15 protein-coding genes and 3 pseudogenes are annotated in these 16195 nt (G+C 59.3%); 11 read left to right on the plus strand and 7 right to left on the minus strand.

The annotated features are described in order from the left end of the window. The first annotated feature begins 15 nt into the window (after positions 1-15). Entirely contained in the window at positions 16-1530 is a 1515-nt protein-coding gene (locus ACE103_RS06145; protein ID WP_375778710.1) for a CHAD domain-containing protein, read from the plus strand. 198 nt (positions 1531-1728) lie between these two features. On the opposite strand, the pseudogene ACE103_RS06150 reads toward ACE103_RS06145, so the two are convergent. The 3 genes and pseudogenes from ACE103_RS06150 to ACE103_RS06160 all read right to left on the minus strand — a co-directional run. Beyond that, positions 1729-1943: pseudogene (locus ACE103_RS06150) on the minus strand (DNA ligase); the annotation flags it as partial. Between the two features lie 488 nt (positions 1944-2431). Continuing rightward, a pseudogene (locus ACE103_RS06155) lies at positions 2432-3334 on the minus strand (DNA ligase). 2 nt (positions 3335-3336) lie between these two features. Then, the gene (locus tag ACE103_RS06160) at positions 3337-3687 is read right to left on the minus strand and encodes a hypothetical protein (RefSeq protein ID WP_375778711.1); all 351 of its coding nucleotides are present in this window, start codon (positions 3685-3687) and stop codon (positions 3337-3339) included. A 179-nt stretch (positions 3688-3866) separates the two neighbouring features. On the opposite strand from ACE103_RS06160, the gene ACE103_RS06165 reads away from it, so the two are divergent. Next, positions 3867-4100 carry a DUF6894 family protein gene (locus tag ACE103_RS06165; protein ID WP_375778712.1) on the plus strand — a complete coding sequence of 78 codons (234 nt, stop codon included), beginning with the start codon at positions 3867-3869 and terminating at the stop codon, positions 4098-4100. Positions 4101-4793: 693 nt separating this feature from the next. On the opposite strand, the gene ACE103_RS06170 is transcribed toward ACE103_RS06165, so the two are convergent. Both ACE103_RS06170 and ACE103_RS06175 read right to left on the minus strand, forming a co-directional pair. Further along, the gene (locus tag ACE103_RS06170; RefSeq protein WP_375778713.1) at positions 4794-5015 is read right to left on the minus strand and encodes a hypothetical protein; all 222 of its coding nucleotides are present in this window, start codon (positions 5013-5015) and stop codon (positions 4794-4796) included. Between the two features lie 1205 nt (positions 5016-6220). Further along, positions 6221-6670 (minus strand): hypothetical protein, encoded by a 450-nt coding sequence (locus ACE103_RS06175; RefSeq protein WP_375778714.1) that lies wholly within the window; start codon positions 6668-6670, stop codon positions 6221-6223. Positions 6671-7748: 1078 nt separating this feature from the next. On the opposite strand from ACE103_RS06175, the gene ACE103_RS06180 reads away from it, so the two are divergent. From ACE103_RS06180 to ACE103_RS06190, 3 genes are read left to right on the plus strand one after another with little or no spacing between them, the layout of a single operon-like run. Beyond that, the gene (locus ACE103_RS06180; protein WP_375778715.1) at positions 7749-7952 is read left to right on the plus strand and encodes a hypothetical protein; all 204 of its coding nucleotides are present in this window, start codon (positions 7749-7751) and stop codon (positions 7950-7952) included. 25 nt (positions 7953-7977) lie between these two features. Further along, a complete protein-coding gene (locus ACE103_RS06185) occupies positions 7978-8370 on the plus strand; it encodes a PAS domain-containing protein (RefSeq protein WP_375778716.1) in 393 nt (130 codons plus the stop codon). Further along, complete coding sequence (locus ACE103_RS06190; RefSeq protein ID WP_375778717.1) at positions 8351-9058, plus strand: HWE histidine kinase domain-containing protein; 708 nt, start codon at positions 8351-8353, stop codon at positions 9056-9058. The genes ACE103_RS06185 and ACE103_RS06190 overlap by 20 nt, the downstream gene beginning before the upstream one ends. 573 nt (positions 9059-9631) lie before the next feature. Here ACE103_RS06190 and ACE103_RS06195 read toward each other — a convergent pair. Further along, positions 9632-10135, minus strand: a complete 504-nt coding sequence (locus ACE103_RS06195) for a ferritin-like domain-containing protein (RefSeq protein ID WP_375778718.1) — start codon at positions 10133-10135, stop codon at positions 9632-9634. 463 nt (positions 10136-10598) lie between these two features. Here ACE103_RS06195 and ACE103_RS06200 point away from each other — a divergent pair, with 463 nt between their 5' ends. Next, positions 10599-11456, plus strand: coding sequence for an SDR family oxidoreductase (locus ACE103_RS06200; RefSeq protein WP_375778719.1), 858 nt, complete (start codon positions 10599-10601; stop codon positions 11454-11456). Positions 11457-12301: 845 nt separating this feature from the next. After that, positions 12302-12538, plus strand: a pseudogene (locus ACE103_RS06205) (ferritin-like domain-containing protein); the annotation flags it as partial. A gap of 77 nt (positions 12539-12615) precedes the next feature. Here the strand turns inward: ACE103_RS06205 and ACE103_RS06210 are convergent. Beyond that, entirely contained in the window at positions 12616-12903 is a 288-nt protein-coding gene (locus ACE103_RS06210; RefSeq protein ID WP_375781019.1) for a hypothetical protein, read from the minus strand. A gap of 546 nt (positions 12904-13449) precedes the next feature. Here ACE103_RS06210 and ACE103_RS06215 point away from each other — a divergent pair. The 4 genes from ACE103_RS06215 to ACE103_RS06230 are packed head-to-tail and all read left to right on the plus strand — an operon-like array spanning position 13450 to position 16098. Next, a complete protein-coding gene (locus tag ACE103_RS06215; RefSeq protein ID WP_375778720.1) occupies positions 13450-14451 on the plus strand; it encodes a DUF3618 domain-containing protein in 1002 nt (333 codons plus the stop codon). Beyond that, entirely contained in the window at positions 14448-14984 is a 537-nt protein-coding gene (locus ACE103_RS06220) for a hypothetical protein (RefSeq protein ID WP_375778721.1), read from the plus strand. The genes ACE103_RS06215 and ACE103_RS06220 overlap by 4 nt, the downstream gene beginning before the upstream one ends. Next, positions 14981-15376 (plus strand): phage holin family protein, encoded by a 396-nt coding sequence (locus ACE103_RS06225; RefSeq protein WP_375778722.1) that lies wholly within the window; start codon positions 14981-14983, stop codon positions 15374-15376. Before ACE103_RS06220 ends, ACE103_RS06225 begins: the two co-directional genes overlap by 4 nt. Further along, positions 15373-16098 carry a hypothetical protein gene (locus ACE103_RS06230; protein WP_375778723.1) on the plus strand — a complete coding sequence of 242 codons (726 nt, stop codon included), beginning with the start codon at positions 15373-15375 and terminating at the stop codon, positions 16096-16098. Before ACE103_RS06225 ends, ACE103_RS06230 begins: the two co-directional genes overlap by 4 nt. Positions 16099-16195 lie beyond the last annotated feature (97 nt).

Below are 16195 nucleotides of genomic sequence, written 5' to 3' on the forward strand. Positions count from 1 at the left end.
GCCGGGATCAACTAAATGCCGATCGAACCCGAACTGAAATTCCAGATCGCCGAGGCGAAAATCGGATCAGTCGCCGATATGCGCATTCGAGGGGCCCGGTCGAATATCGGTACAGTCCGCAAGCTTGTCTCCGTTTACTACGACACCCCCAAGCAGCGGTTACGCCGACGCGGCCTAACCATCCGTGTGAGAGAATCCGACGGTGAGTTTTGTCAAACCGTAAAATCTTCCGCTGTTGGCGGCTTCGCACGGGGTGAGTGGGAAGCAAATGTGACAGGGGCCTCACCGAGCCTCGGCGACTTGAAGCAGACGCCGCTGGCTGGAATGGCGAAGAAGCTGAAGCGAAAGCTCGGACCGGTCTTCCGAACTTCAGTCGACCGAACGACCCGCGTCCTGCGCATCGGAGCAAGCGAAGTCAAACTGGCCGTCGACAGCAGTACCATCGTGGCGGGCCGGCACAGGCGCCCCATCTCGGAATTCGAACTTGAATTGAAGCAGGGACGGACCTCGGATCTCATTCGCTTGGCCCGAACGTTCGAACGGAAAACGGGAGCCGAACTCGATCTGAGATCAAAGTCCGCACGCGGCTATGCGGTGATCGATAATAATGAGAGTGCCGCCGTCCGCGCCGAGGAAATCGTTCTGACAAAGAACATGACCGTGAACGAGTCGTTCGACGTTATCGCCTTTTCAGCGCTACGGCATTTTACGTCCAACGCCGGAGCGGTGCGGGAGCTCGATGCCGAAGGAATCCACCAAATGCGGGTTGGCTTGCGGCGTTTGCGGGCCGCGATCTCTCTATTCGGCGCAATCCTGCCGATTGCCGGCGTCGAACGCATTAAGGCCGAGTTGAAGTGGCTGACCGGAGAGCTCGCCGCCGCCCGCGAGATTGACGTGTTCTTGACGGAGAAAATCGAACCGTTGGAAGCCGCAGACGCGCCCAAACGGGGCGTGCGCGCGATCGAGAGACAGTTCGCTAGGCGCCGCGGCGCGGCCTTCGAACGCGCGAGGCATGCGCTTGCCACGTCTCGGTACCGTCGGCTTCCTATCGATGTCCTCGAATGGCTTGAAGCGAAAAAATCTCGATCCCAAAAGATCGCAAACGCATTAACCAAGGAATTCGCTGAAGAAATCATGCTCCGCCGCCTGAAGAAACTCCGCAACGAGGCGCGAAGCCTAGAGGAGCTAGCTCCGCCACAACGACACAAGCTTCGAATTAAAATCAAGAAGGTACGCTACGCGGTCGATTTTTTTCGTAGCCTTTATTCGGACAGCGCGCAGAGCTCGCTCGATGACCTGTCAGACAAGCTGAAGGAGGCGCAGGGCGCTCTAGGCGCCCTGAACGACTTCGTCGCGCATCGCGCCATGGCGACGCATACCGCGCTCAGAGCGCCTCGAAAGAATCGGCGCGCCCGCGCCTTTGTGTCGGGGCTGGCGGTCGGTCAAGAGCTGGAATCTGCGAAAGTGTTCCTTCAAAAGGCCGCGAAGGCGATCCGGCAGTTGAAACCCCGCAGCGTCCGGTTCTCCTAATCAGGAGGAGCAGACATCGGCGCCGGACTCGAACATTGGCTAGCACGCGGTTTGGGCACTGCACCAATTGGCACGGTTATTCGTGTTTTCCTTTCCCGGGAAAGGGCGTATTCGGAGAGCATTAAGAACGGAAAAATTGGCTTTCCAAGCTCCGGAAGCGTTTTCAGAAAGTATCGTCACGACAGCTGCTCGTGCGTGCTTCACGGCTTTGACAGCCCTCGAGACCTCGCTATAGGAACCCCTGATGATGTTGCCATTGCGGATGTAGAACACGACCTCCGGCCGCAGATCTCCGAAACCATGCGGAGGCCGTCATACTTGTGCTCGAACACCCAATCGGGCTGGTCGAACGGGTCGGTCAGAGTCGCCAGCATTGGCTGCAGGCGTTTTGGCAGTGCGGACTTGCGATTCATCTCCGCGCGGACTTGGGGGCAAGGCTTGGGGGCCGAAGGTTCGCGTTCCCATGAGGACGCCGCAATCGGCGGTCGACAATTGTGAAGACCGATCGAAGTTTTAAGAATCCGCCATGCGCGCGTTCGGACGAAGACGAACCCTTCCCAGAGCTTGGCGAACCAGGGAATCGTCAGAAGTTTCGGCTTCACGATCACGAAAAGCTGCTCGACGACCAGGAGACTGAACGCGTAGCAGGCGACAATCATCGCCGTGCCGGCGATCCAGTGGCCTTTTCCGGCTACAGCTACCGCAGCGAGCTTCAACGGCTCAACGGTGGCGGTCGGCACCGCCAGCAGGAGCAGGGATGGATAGGGCCTCAGACCTTCGATCGTTCGTTTCAATCTCAAAAGAGCCTCCACAACGGTTAACCGCGGCAATATCCTTATGTTCCGGAGAGGGAAAAATGGTCTTTCAGCTTCTCACAGACCCACAGGTGATGCAGCGGTGGTCAGAGGTCCTCGCGCGCGCCGCGAAAGAACGGGTGCCGCACTTTTCCGTCCGCGGATTTGGCGCGGTACTCGATCTCGGCCAGTACTCCGGCTCGACCCAGATCGCCTTGTGCGCGACGCGCTTCGTGTAGGGCTGTGTCTTGCGGATGAGCGGCGTCAGGCGCTTCCGGAGATCGGCCGCCGAGGCCTGGTCGACCCTGCCGGCGTAGATCAGGTCATCGCTTTGCAGCAGCCGACGTAGATGCCGTCCCATTTGTTGCCGTCGAGCGCAAAACCTGCGATCGTCAGCGTCTCGCTCTGCGCGCAGGTGTTCTTGACCCGGTCGCGGCTGCGCGCGCCAGTCGGATACACGCTGTCCCTGACCTTCGACACGACGCCTTCGAGGCTCAACTTGCAGGCGTGGGCGAACATCTCCGCGCCGTCGACTTCGAAGCTCTCGCTGAACTGGATGTTTGTGCCTGCGACAAGGTTCTTCAGGGCAGCCTTTCGTCCGAACAGCGGCGCAGGTCGCGCCCGTTGAGCAACAGAAGATCGAAGGCGACCAACACGATCTTGGTCGAACTGCCGCAAAGTTCGTTCTGCAAAACCGAGCAGTCTGTAGCGCCACTTGCTGAGGGTACCACAACTTCGCCATCGATGATCGCTGACGCTGCCGAAATGTGCCAGGCGTCGTTGGCGATTTTCTTGAAGCGCTTCGACCAGTCGTGGCCGCGGCGGGTGTAGATCTTCACCTCTTTATGGGCGAGGTGGACCTGGACGCGATAGCCATCGAATTTGATCTCGTGTACCCAGCGTTCGCCGTTGGGCACCCTGTCGATCGGCGAAGCCAATGCCGGCGCAATAAAGCCCGGAAACAGCGCCTTGATGCCGATCGCCGCCGGCTTTTTGCGCTGGAACGGCATGGTTAGACCAGACGCAGCGTCAGCTGCCGCCGATCTCCGCTGGCATGGCGATCGACGAAGGCCTGTAAGTGGGACGGAACGTCGGTCAGCTGCAGATCGCAGCGGCGTTGGATCTCCCGCGCGATGTCCTCCGAGACATCGTCTGACCAGCGCTCCGATGTGTTGAAAGCAGCCACCTGGATGGGATTTGAGTACTCGCCGGCGAGCATCTCCTGGATGACGGTCTCGAGGTCCGCAGCCTCAAGGTCCGCTTCTCGCCAGGCGCGACCGATGGGACCAAAGTCGTCGGCGACGAGGTAAACGGTCTGATCGTCGCTGGGAACGATCGACGGTGTCCAATTTGACCCACGCATGAATCAACTCCACGCAACAGAATCGGATTCAAACAAACGCCGACAAATTCGTTCCCGGTCCAGCTGGTCGTTAGGAACGCGGCAGATGCGCGGACGTTCGCCTTAGTCGTTTTCCGTACAAGTATATTGGGGGCGAGCCTGGCTCGTGGCCGCCAATAGGGGAAAGAAGAGGATATCAAATGCCGCTGTATTTCTTTCATGTCTACCATGACAGCCCCAGCCGTGACGACGTTGGGGAGGAGCTTCCGGATCGCCACGCTGCCTGGAAAGAAGCCACCGCGATCGCGGGAGAGACGCTGAAAGATCTCGACGGTACGCTGAAGCCAGGGCACGACTGGAGTCTGGAAGTCACAGACGCAAAGGCGAAAATTCTCTTCAAGCTCGTGATTTCGGCGGAGTACGCGCCGAATTGACTGCTCGCCGGCCGTCCGCGAAAATCTGGACGGGAATACGAAGTGGCGCTCAAGGCCGAGGTGAATGTCCTAGCGTCGAAGGGCTGGGCCGCGCCGGGTCCAATCTGGCAACCCGGCGAGCGCCAAGCCAAACCTCTAGCGCGCGAGTTTCGAGATACTGCCGTGCATCGGCGACCGCTTCGTCATCCGTCTCGCGTTCAACGATGACGGGCGAGGCCATTACATGACCCTCAAGGTCCAGACGATAAATGCGGTAGTGGCTCACGGCGCGTGATACCAGGCAAGGCAAGTTCTCGTACAAAATTTGGCTTGGCTGACTGCGACGAGTCAACAAAAATCGATGCGCTGGCCCATTCTCGCGACGCCCAAAAATGCCGCTGACCCTATGAGGCCGCGGCGGCCCCAGCACCCCTGGGGGCCAAGGGGGCCGGTGCTGGGGCCGGTGCCCCGGTTTCCTGCGGTTAGCGTGGGGTAGGAAAGCTCACTGCAAAAAACCAGAGCCAAGGAATCGACTATTCGCGAAGACGGCGAGAGCGATGGGTGCCAGTCCAAGCGTGACAACAGCTACCCGGTAGTAAAACTCTCCGCGCACGCCACAACTCCTAGCTGATCTTTCCGCATCATTCTAGGACTGGGTATTTCGACATTTCCAGTGCAGTTAGTGCCAGAGGTTCGGAATAATGCGGTGATTTTCTATTCCGGCTTGCTCGCGGATCGAAAGTCAGGATCGAACCGCCGTCGTTTCTTGGCCGGCGGCCGTTCGTCGGCCTTGAGGCGCTCCTTCAGAACCGTCTCAATGAAATTGGGCAGGGTCCTGTTTTCTCGTTCTGCGACTTCACGCGCACGTGCCAATAACTCAGTTTCAATGCGGATCGTAATCGCTCGTTTCATGCCGAGTTTTGCTGCGGGGTCCATCGCATCCTGTCATAAGCAAGCCACGCTGGCGATCAGCGCCAGAAACGATACCGCCGCCGCGCAAACAAAAGCGGCCTCGATTCCATCAATTGGGTGATGGTGACGACTGGTGCGCATCGGGCCACCTTCTAGATTGGAGCCCGCGGACCGGTCGACATGAGCCACTCGGTCAAATACGCAGCGGCCTCGTCGTGGCGTGCGCGACGCAACAGACTGTCCCGCTCGGGACCGGGAGCAAGGCTTCTGGCGCGCTCTCGTAGGTCTCTGGCTTCTTCGGTAAGGCGTTCTTCAAGAGGGCAGGTCTGCTTAATCCGGCGTCGTCGTCCCTTCATGGCTCTCCTCTCCGCTGACGATCCTGCCGGAGAGATCAAGCGCGACGAAGCCAAAAGTTCCTCGGATCTACTTCGGCGGTTGAAGCTCGGAGGACCGCAGCCACTCGCTCATGTGCGAGCCGGTTTCAGCTTGTCGGGCTTTCTTCAAAACAGCTTCCCGATCAGGCCCAGGCGCGAGCTCGGCAGCCTGTTGGCGGAGTCGTTCCGCCTCGTCTGCTAGACATTGTTCTAGTGAATGTGTTTGCTTGAAGTGACGACGCTGCTGCACGCCGCTGCTCCCTGTGTTTGGGCGGGAACGCAATCGGGGCGGTCTCATCACCGATGGAAGCCGCGGGCGGTGCGGTGATGAGATACTAAAACTCTATAATGCCTTTGGTTCTGTTCACTGGTGAACACAGCGGCAAAAAAAAGTTCCACCTTGGAGCATAGAAGGCTGGCAAAAACTAACGAGTGGCCCCAGCTGACGACGCGGGAGGGGTGTTATCGGCCGACCGATCCAAGTTCTCGGCCTTTTTTAGGTATTCATCGCACTTAGGCCCGGGCGGTAGACGTGCTGCTTCTTCGCGGTATTGAGCGGCGAGGTTCTTCCATTGTACGGCATCGGGCATGTAAGGCAGCATACGCCTATGCTGATGTCCGATAGGCGACATTTCCATCACATGTACCGGCAATCACCCAGGCCGTTGGCCACTCTTCAAATTAGCCACTCGAAATTTCGAGGTCTCTCGGTTGGATGAAAGGTCCGTGTCAGCTGAACGACATAGCGTCGCCAGCATGGACCGCGACTTGCTGTACTTCCGCATATCATTGGTCTGGGCGGCGCTTGTGGCAGCCGCCTTGGTTTATATCATCGTTGCCTGAAGACGCCCGCGGTCAGCTATTTTTCCGGTCGTTCGCGGTCACCAATGAAGCATGGCCTGCCCAGCCTGGGTCGGAGCCCGGGCAGTCGCCGATGCTCACAAATCCATTTTGCGAAGGCAGCCCCGGCGGTCGATTGCGCAGAAGATGTTCTGTTTCCTGGATCCAGATAGTTAGCTGTTCTTTCCACACCGACGTCTCGTCTTTTCGACCGCCGCGGATTCGGAGGCTGCGCCTATCGATCGCATCCAGCATTCCGGAAAGCTGAGCGTGCGTTTGCTTGAGATTCGTAATGTTCGCTATCCACGCATTGAGCAAGTTTGCGACAGGCGCGGATACACTTTGACCGGCTTCGCCGCGAGAATATCGCTGAGCCTGTCTTAGGCTGATCCCCAAAAGCGGCGCGGCCGCACGAACTGATAGTCTAAGTTTCCTCAGAGCGTTCTTGAATTCAGTCGGTGTCACGATAGCTCTCCGCCAGCGCGAACGATGGCAAATGCTTGATTTACAAAATGCTGAGCGATAACCGCTCAAGAAAGGTGCGCAATTGTGGGAGGCTAATCGAGGTTGAGCGTCGGTGTGAAGTGCGACAAAAGGCTCACGGCCTGCCAGCCGGAGTAATCTGGGAAAAAGCGGCAGGCATCTTCGGGAATTGGCGGTAATTTTTATGAGAAAATTTCCTGAGCACCGGGCCAGCGCCGGTGGTGTTTCCTGGCGACAGCAGGTGCCTGGTCACGTCACCTTGACCTTGCCCGATTGGATGTGAAAAACCTTATCGGCCTCTTCGCCTTGGGCGTAGATGATCCGGCCTTTACGGTACTTCAATATCGTCTTGCCGGTCCCGAGTTTGGCAAGAAAGCTTTAGGATCGAACAGTCGCTTTACGGACTTCACAAGTCCCTCCATTGGACGAGCGAAACCTAATTATTAAAAAATGTGCGTGTTGGTCAATATTGACCAGCGGACCAGTTTCCAACGGGAGAAAATCGCCCAATGGCTGGCTGGTGTCCGGCAATGTGGTGGGCGCCCGCCGATCCAGAAGGGCGCCCGCATGCTCGGTATTCGCACTTTGCCAACCGGTACGCCGCTGAGCGCCATCGAGCGCCCGCGCTGTCATCACTGCCAGACCTGCACGGTGCTGATCCTCATTGCGCCTGACCCAGGTGGTTGCCAACTCCGCACGTTCGAGTGCGCAAAGTGTGATCGTGCCCAGCAAACCTTGCGTGTCAGCGAACCCACTGAGCGGCGAAGGCCAGGGGTGGCTCAGCGGCCAGCTCAAATCCCCGAACTAGATTTTGGCAATCTCATGGGAGATCAAATTGGCCGACCAAACAGCTCCATCGCCACCCCGTTCCAGTCGAACCCACGATGCCAGCGCTGTGCGGGCGCCACCGTGGTGCGGCGCATTATGCCTTCGCGACCGGGGCAGGAGCATTGGACGCTGCGCTGCAAAAGCTGCGGCCACGTCCGTCAATGCAGATTGTATCGGGCCCGTCCCAACCCGAACCGCTCGACTGGTTTGAGGGAAATTCGGGATCATCGACATGAACCTCAAAAGCCGTAACAGGACGAAGGTTACATTTTTGACGGCCGACCATCTGGATGGGCAGGCAGATGCGCGCACCAGTGAGGCGAAGCAATTGCCTGAAGGAGAGGCGAAACAAAATGCGCTTCGCAATGCAGCACAATTGAGGGTGTATGCGTCGATGAAGCGCGCGCTCACTCCACAAACTGCGAGATCGAAATAACATCGCCGCTGGGGCCTCGAGCACAATGAGCAACGTACCTTCCGACGAGCCACGCATCTCCCAGCGCAAACCCGGGAGAGCCACCAGCAACGGGAGTGCGATAGCGAACGCTGTCGGCGTCGTTCTTGATGCGCGGGATGGGGAACAGGGTTTCCCATTGCCGGGGCGGTTGTTCGAACAGCTGCCATTTGCCGTTTATGTTTGTGACCGCGACGGTCTTGTTCTTCGTTACAACGGCCGCGCTGCCGAACTCTGGGGCCGCTCGCCTAAACTACGCGATCCCGATACGGTATTGTGGCTCGTATCGCATGTTTCGCCCCGACGGCAGTTTGCTTCCACACCATCAATGCCCGATGGCAGACGTCCTTCACACCGGCGTTTCCGTGCGCCTGTAGGAAGTGCACATCGAGCGACCTGACGGCTCGCGGGGCATCGCACTTGTTGATATCGAACCAATCAAGGATAACGGCGGCAACGTTGTCGGCGCCGTCAACTGCTTCCAGGACATAACGGAGCGCAAACTAAGCGAGGCGCAAATCGTCAATCTGGCGCGAGAGGCCGAACATCGAACAAAGAACATCTTGTCCACCGTGCTGGCGACGGTGCGCCTTTCTCAATCCGATACGTCGGAGGATTTGAAAAAATTGATTGAAGGGCGAATCGATGCCCTCGCAAAGGTCCACACGCTGTTCGTGGAATCCCGATGGGCAGGAGCCAAGCTTCACCGCCTCGCTACGCAGGAACTTCTGGCTTACAACGGGGAGAAAGATGCGCGGGTGCGAATTGAGGGCCCTGCCGTTATGCTGGAGCCAAGTACGGCCCAGACGGTTGCAATCTCCTTGCACGAACTGGCGACGAACGCGGCAAAATACGGCTCACTATCGGCGCCGAGTGGCCGGGTCGAAATCTTATGGTCTCTGGCGGCAAACGGAAGAAGGCTCAGTTTGCGCTGGAGCGAGTTTGGTGGTCCGGCCGCCACGCCCCCCAGACACCGTGGGTTCGGCACACGTATTCTGGAGAATATGATCGGTCAACTCAAAGGCGACGTACGTTTTGATTGGCGCGACCAAGGACTAGCCTGCGAAATCGCTTTGCCGCTTTCGTAGGTCTGGTGACCCGAAGGCATTGCAGCGCAGCGGCAGGGTGCTTTGGGCTCACAACGCCACAGGTCGTACTGGCGCGCGAACCGCTGCAAAGCGGGCAAGGGTTGCAATTGGCACTTTTCGGATCGGCCCGAGAGCGACATCACGACGGTCGTCTAACCGGCAGGCTGCGGAGGTTTGAGACTCGAGCGAAGGCCTCCTCCAAGAATAACGGCATATCGTCAGCGCGATCTCTACAAGTCGCGGATTTTGCAGCCCAACACGACGGCGACCGAGCCTGCCCCGATCACGTTCGCGCAGACAACGATCCCCAGTCTTGGCGCAGCAAACCGTACACAATCCCCAGCGAGAGACCGAGTGTAAGCGCTGCGAGCATGCTTAGCGAGAGATCACCCGTCGATCCGCGCGGCCAGGCTCTCTGCACCTGGGATGAACGACAGCGACGCCAGAAAGGCGGCAATTCCGCCCACGTATGATGTGAATTCACCCATCACCGTCTAAAATCGCTCTGGTCGCCGGGCGATGCGCACCCGCCGGCTGCTTTCTTCATGCCGCCGGCGTTCGGATCGGCGAGCATCATGCGGCGCGCTGGTTCACACTGTTGATGGCCATTTCGTTGAGCTTCTTGTCTGTCGCCTTCTCCTCGTCGAGGTTTTCCTGGAGGACGGAGCCGCAGTCGTCGCGTCCGAGCTTCTTCGCCCAGGCGATCAGCGAGCCATAACGCGTGATCTCGTAGTGCTCGACGGCTTGCGCTGCCGCTATGAGAGCCGCGTCGAGGACCGTCTTGTCGTCGACGTCGCCGGCTACGTCGCTCGCTTCCTCCAGGATGCCGTCGATGGCGGGGCAGTTCACGCCCTTGGCCTCGGCACCGTGCATCTTGAAGACCTTCTCCAGCCGGGTGATTTGATTCTTGGTCTCAGCGAGGTGGGTCTCGAAGCCGTTCTTCAGGGATTGGTCGCTGGCCTTGTCGATCATGTCCGGCAGGTTCTTCGCAATCTGCTGCTCGGCGTAATAGATATCCCGCAGGGTGTGCACGAAGAGGTCATTCAGTGTCTTGATGTCTTTGGTGAAAAATCCCATGGATGTCTCCTGTTATGGAATGGTCGCACGGCAAACGACGATGAATAGGAAGCGTTCCTAAGTGGCCGGCAAGGTTACGCGGGCCACGAAGAAGAGCGTTTCCGTCGGTACTGGGGCTTGTGCGTCACTCTCGTCATCGGTCGCCCTGTGCGGTTCCGCGGACGACGCGCATGACGTCGTGATGGCGGTCTACTCAAACCGGTTCGGAAGGCAGGTCGGGACGCGCTGCTGCCATAGGAACTGTCGCGCCTTCGGTCGGTTGTCGGCGGCCGCATCCCAATGGAGCCGGGATGGAGAACACCCTCAGCACCGCGCAGGCCGGCGACGAGGCGCGATCCATGCCGTAGTTGGAGTGGACAGCAATCCTGAAGACTTCTGCCGACTTCCATGGTGAGAAGCACAGGTGACGGACGTGCTCAAATCTGCCGGCGCCAACGCCGTGCGCATGAGGTGAGATGAGACCATGCCCAACTATCCCAAGCCGCCATATCCCACCCAGCGACAGTCGATGCCCGGCTCGACCGCGAAGATGGATCCGCGGCCGGACCACGGCGAGAGCAGTTACAAGGGCTCGGGACGGCTTCAAGGAAAGCGCGCCATCGTCACCGGCGGCGACAGCGGCATCGGACGCGCGGTCGCCATCGCCTTCGCTCGCGAGGGCGCGGACCTCCTCATCGCCTACCTCGACGAACACGAAGATGCCAAGGAGGTCGCGGCATTTGTCGAAGCTGAGGGGCGCAAGGTCGTTCTGGTCGACGGCGACATCCGGTCCGCGGACCACTGCAGGAGGATCGTCGACCGGGCGGTCCGCGAACTCGGCGGCGTCGATATCCTTGTCAACAATGCCGCGCATCAGGCGACCTTCAAGGATCTGAGCGGTATCAGCGACGAGGAATGGCGGCTGACGTTCGACCTGAACATCTACGCCATGTTTTTCCTCGCAAAGGCTGCCGTGCCGAACATGAAGCCGGGCAGCGCGATCATCAACACTGCTTCAGTGAACGCCGACATGCCCAATCCGACCCTACTGGCCTATGCCACGACCAAGGGTGCCATCCAGAATTTCACCGGGGGCCTTGCCCAGATGCTGGCGGAGAAGGACATCCGCGTGAACGCCGTGGCTCCGGGACCGATCTGGACGCCGCTTATTCCGTCCACCATGCCAGAGGAGGCCGTGAAGAACTTCGGCAAGCAAGTGCCAATGAAGCGCGCTGGGCAGCCAGCGGAACTGGCGACCGCCTACGTTATGCTCGCCGATCCGCTGTCGAGTTGCACCTCTGGCACGACTGTCGCAGTGACTGGAGGAAAGCCCTTCATCTGATGGCAGGCCTCAAACATCCCGTGACTCCGGACGGCCGCTACTTCGTCGTGCGCGGAAAGCTTTGGCGGATGAGTAATCCAGGGCTCACTCCCGACGAGAAATCACGGCTAGTGAAGCAACTGATGGATGGGCGCCGCGCAGTGAAGGCGGCCAAAGCATCCGAAAGCCCGGAGGCCGAGACCGTCGCGCGCCGCCAAATTGACGAAGCGAAGCGGGGTTTGGGGGAGCGGGGGCCGATCTGGTGGGATGATGGCGCGCCGGACTTTAACCGGCATGCGGTCAAGAGTAGTCCATACGCCGACTGGTACGCGCAGACTAAGCGGCAATCTTCGGGTGGCGGAGCCGCTTGCGGAGCAGCGCCCTTAAAATCTCTGGGTGCACGTTGGATTTGCAGCAGATAAGCGGCGATGCCGGGCCGCTTCGACACGTTCTCGATCGCAGCGACGACGTTGCGCCGCGCTGGCTAACTTCCTAAGGTCAAAGCGCCAAGCTCCCGCCGAGGTCCGTCGTATTTCCGCCTGCTAGCTAACCGCATCTGATACGGCCTTATACCTCTCAGAAACGCCGCCGCCGGTGACGACCCAGCAACGGAATTTCACGCATGTTTCTCAACGATTACCCGAGCTTGTGTCTCAGCCGTTCCCACGGCGCTGGATTGCTTCGTTCGTTGGTCACAGATTGTCGGGGGCCGCAAAAGTGAGGCCTTATTTTCGTATGCTCGGCCAGATGCCAGTATTCTTCGTCACGTCCTTCCGCTGTCCCGGCCTATTCCCAGAGTTGATAGGCGCGTCGGCACCGTTCATCGATCTGCTTATTTACAGGTTATCTCCGGCAAAGGATGACGCGAGAGGATCATGGACGAGTACGCCGACAGTCCGGCACTTGACCCTGGTCTCCTCGCGGCGGCGCAAACAGTGGAGCATTACGAGATTTCCCGCTACGGGACCTTGAAGACTTGGGCAGATCAGCTAGGCCACAAGGATGCGGTCAAGCTGATTGACCAGACGTTGGCTGAGGAAAAGAAGACGGACGAAACCCTCAGCAAGATCGCGGTCACGGCGGTGAATGCTCAAGCGGTCTAAGGCGCGTAGCGACAGGAAAGCCGCCCCAGTCGAGTGACGGGGCGGCTTCGGCTTTTGTAACAGCTAAGTTGCAGCCGTTAGCGCTTCGCAGGCGGTCCGCTCTTGTTGCCGGGCAAGCCTTGTACGTTCGACGAATCCTGCTGCTGTACGTGCTCGTTCTGAGGACTCGACCCTACCGTGTTTTGGCCCGGCGCAGGTCCGTTCTTGTTTCCTGGCGCGCCGGATATTCCGGTGCCGGAACTTTGCGCGCTGGGAGCGTTGCTGGCTCCGGTTGCTGCAGCCGGACGTCCTGGAGGCGTTGCAGCAGCTCCAGGATTATTCTGGTCTCCTACGTACCCCGACTCACCGGAATTACGCGTCTTCACGCCCTTGTCGGCCTCACTTTGCTGGTTCTGGGCGATAGCTCGTTCAGCCGTCATCAGATCGGCTGCCGCAATGCCCGCAATGAGCAGCGCAATGGTACACGTTCTCATGAGCTTCCTCCTAAAGGTTGCCCCATCTCCACAACTCGCGTCAGCGTGATCATTTCCAATGCCGCAGACGAACTAGTCGTAGGCGCTAGTCATTCGGAAGCCGTGCTCGTCCTCCGCTAATATCCCTGCCGCCGGACGCCGTCGTCTCCTTACTGACGCCGCATTGCAAACCTTTGCGCCCATCATCAGGCGAGCTGTCAGTCAGCTTCGTCGCAGCGCTTCTCTTCAGTGTTGGCCGCTTATCAGTATCGTCTCGGACGGGCGGTGCCGGCGCTATCGGCGCGTTGCGCGGATCATTTGATGTATCTGCTATTCCGCCCGGTTCGCCGACCGACCAAGGCGATGTTAGGTGCCGGCGGCAAACTGGCGCCTCCCGCAGGAACGATTCAATAAAGCGTGAGTTCGCTTTAGAACAATAACGATAAATCGGTGATAGCGATGACACAATCCGTTGAGGAATTAAAGCGCGAGTCCGAGCGGAGCCGCGCGGAGCTCGCGACGACCGTCGACCGGTTGAGAGAGCAAATCACCGACACCGCAGAAGACCTACGTCACAAGGTCTCTCCGCAAGGGATTAAGTCAGAAGTCTCTGAGTTCGTCGGCCGAAAGGCTCAAGGATGGCTCGACTCGGTGAAGCAGCAAGTCATGGAAAACCCAATGCAGGCTATCGCCGCGGGGACTGCGGTTGCGGTGCCTGTCTTGAGGCTGGCGCGGGTCTTTCCACTTCCCCTTTTGATGATCGGTGCCGGCCTTGCCTTGACGTCGAAGAGCGTTCGCAGCCGCGCCACTGAGGTGGCGGCGCCCACGATAGAGAAGGCAAAGGAAATTGGAGGTGAGGCCGCCGAACGCGCTCAATCCTTCGGAAAAGATATGGCGGACGGGATATCCGCAACCGGGCGAAAGGCCGCCGATCTGGCGAGCGAAGCCCAAGCCACGGCGACCGGGCTTGCTGGCGGCTTGAAAGACCGGGTAACCCAGACCGTCGATCGAGTGAAGGCCGGCATCGATACCGCCGCGGACGCGGCAAAAGATAGTATCGATCGAACCCGATCTACCGCGCGTGAAACGGCGACCGCCACGCCGGAAGCCGCGCGTCAGGTCTTTTACGACCACGCAGCCTTGATCGCCGGTGTGGGGGTCGCGATCGGAGCGATTATTGCGGCCTCTCTTCCCAGCACAAGGGCTGAAGCTTCTGCAATCGGCGAGGCGAGTGATGGTGTTAAACGTGCGGCGGGCAAGGCAGCTCAGTCGGGATTCGAGACGGCTAAGGACGCGGTACTGTCGGCTGCCGATGCCGCTGCCAAGAGCGTATCAGATGCGGATCTCGGCAAACACGCCAGCCGAATGTCCCGGGATTTGTCCGAAAAACTGAAGGAAGCAGCCGACGACATGGTGAATGCGGCATTCAATCCCTCTCGAACCGAAGAGAAATCGTCATGAGCGAATTTGATCGACAAGCCGCTTCTTCTCAAGCACAGAACTCGACCTCCTCGGACACTCTGAAGGACCAAATCGCCGAAGCGGGCGCTGACGTCAAACAACGCGCGGGCGATGCGCTGCGGGCATCCACCGAGGCCGCGCGCGACAAGTTCAAGGAGGCGGCTGACGCGGCACGAGACGTGGCGGAAGGGGCCGCGGATCGCTTCCAGGACAAGGCCGAGGAGCAACAGCGCTCCGGGGCAGATTTCGTAACCAGGCTAGCCGGAAACATTCGGCAAGCCGGCCATGCTTTCGAAAGCGATGCGCCGTTTGCCGCGCGCGGCATCAGTTCCGCGGCTGACTACGTCGAAGACGCTGCCGAGAAGATCCGCAATGGAACTTTTCGTGATCTCGTGGGCGGGGCATCCGACTTCGCGAAACGGCAGCCGGCTGCCTTTCTCGGATTGTCGGTGCTCGCTGGCTTCGCCGCAATGCGCTTCTTCAAGGCGTCAGGAAGCCAGACATCCTCCTCGGGCGGCGAGGATGCATCATGAATACTCAATCGGATCTTCGGGCGATTTCGACCCTCCTTGGCGAGGCGCTGTCGCAGTTCGCCAAGCTCTTCCAGAATGAGATTGATCTGGCCAAGGCCGAGGCGGGCGAGAAGGTGCAGCAGATCGGCAGTGCTGCAGGCTTTTTCGCCGCGGGCGCCCTTCTAGTCATTCCCGCGCTCGTGATGGCGCTTTTTGCGCTGTCAGCAGCCTTGATCTCGGCCGGCTGGTCGCAGCCGAGTTCATACTTTGTCTCAGCCATCGTTGCGGGAGCAGTTGCCGGAGTGTTGTTCGCCGTCGGCATGCACCGCCTAGACGCCCGCAGTTTGGCGCCCCGCGAAACGATGCGTCAGCTGGAGAAGGACAAGATCAGTGTGAAGGAAATGGTGAGATGAGCGGCTCGCAATCAGGTTTTCTGGACAATCTGAGGGACGCGGCTCGGGAAAACCCCCTTGCCGCCGCGCTGATCGGCGGAGGTGCGGTATGGCTCTTGTTGGGCAACGAGACGCTGAAGAACGTGGCAAAATCGGTCAGTAGGGCAACGCCACCGCTCGCCGATATTGGACCCAATCTGCGGCCGAGCACGCCAAAATTCACGAGCAGTCCGCCAACCGCTCCGGAAACGGAAAATGGATCGTCACAACATCTGGGCGACGCCGTACCCGATGCTAAAACCACGGCTTCGGATGCCATGTCGAGCGCCGCGGGTGCGGTCAAGCGGGGGGTGGATGAAGGCGTCAGCTATGCGCAGGAAAATCTGGGCAAGCTCGGCGATGCGCTGCCTGGAAAGGAGACGATCGCACAGGTTCAGTCGTCCTTCTCAGCGCTGCTCGACAGACAACCCCTTCTAATCGGCGCGATAGGTTTGGCGGTTGGAGCCGCGGTTGCCGGCGCGTTCATTGGGTCGGAATTCGAAAACAAATGGGCCGGAGAGCTCAGCGACAGTGTCAAAGAGGATCTGAATGCTCGGGCAGAAGCGGTAGCCAAAAGCGTGCGCGAGGCCTCCGACACGCTTCGGGCTGAAGTTGATGACATCGGTGCCGAAGCTCTTGAGCGGCTGGAAGAAACTGGCCGGACTGGGGCAAACGTGGTGCGGGAGCGTCTAAAGACACGTTAGGCCGCGGGCCTAATTCGGACACTCGCTCCGGGGCACTCACGCTCGGGAAAAAGCGGCAGTTTATTTACGTTTGATTCACATAGGTGATTTCTGGAAC

Source organism: Bradyrhizobium sp. ma5 (assembly GCF_042258955.1).
Taxonomy (GTDB): domain Bacteria; phylum Pseudomonadota; class Alphaproteobacteria; order Rhizobiales; family Xanthobacteraceae; genus Bradyrhizobium.

What these genes read in the sequence shown, in the direction of transcription:
- ACE103_RS06145 (WP_375778710.1), top strand. Translation starts at nt 16, where the DNA reads ATGCCGATCGAACCCGAACTGAAATTCCAGATCGCCGAGGCGAAAATC.
- ACE103_RS06160 (WP_375778711.1), bottom strand. Translation starts at nt 3,687, where the DNA reads ATGCGTGGGTCAAATTGGACACCGTCGATCGTTCCCAGCGACGATCAG.
- ACE103_RS06165 (WP_375778712.1), top strand. Translation starts at nt 3,867, where the DNA reads ATGCCGCTGTATTTCTTTCATGTCTACCATGACAGCCCCAGCCGTGAC.
- ACE103_RS06170 (WP_375778713.1), bottom strand. Translation starts at nt 5,015, where the DNA reads ATGGACCCCGCAGCAAAACTCGGCATGAAACGAGCGATTACGATCCGC.
- ACE103_RS06180 (WP_375778715.1), top strand. Translation starts at nt 7,749, where the DNA reads ATGAACCTCAAAAGCCGTAACAGGACGAAGGTTACATTTTTGACGGCC.
- ACE103_RS06185 (WP_375778716.1), top strand. Translation starts at nt 7,978, where the DNA reads ATGAGCAACGTACCTTCCGACGAGCCACGCATCTCCCAGCGCAAACCC.
- ACE103_RS06195 (WP_375778718.1), bottom strand. Translation starts at nt 10,135, where the DNA reads ATGGGATTTTTCACCAAAGACATCAAGACACTGAATGACCTCTTCGTG.
- ACE103_RS06200 (WP_375778719.1), top strand. Translation starts at nt 10,599, where the DNA reads ATGCCCAACTATCCCAAGCCGCCATATCCCACCCAGCGACAGTCGATG.
- ACE103_RS06215 (WP_375778720.1), top strand. Translation starts at nt 13,450, where the DNA reads ATGACACAATCCGTTGAGGAATTAAAGCGCGAGTCCGAGCGGAGCCGC.
- ACE103_RS06220 (WP_375778721.1), top strand. Translation starts at nt 14,448, where the DNA reads ATGAGCGAATTTGATCGACAAGCCGCTTCTTCTCAAGCACAGAACTCG.
- ACE103_RS06225 (WP_375778722.1), top strand. Translation starts at nt 14,981, where the DNA reads ATGAATACTCAATCGGATCTTCGGGCGATTTCGACCCTCCTTGGCGAG.
- ACE103_RS06230 (WP_375778723.1), top strand. Translation starts at nt 15,373, where the DNA reads ATGAGCGGCTCGCAATCAGGTTTTCTGGACAATCTGAGGGACGCGGCT.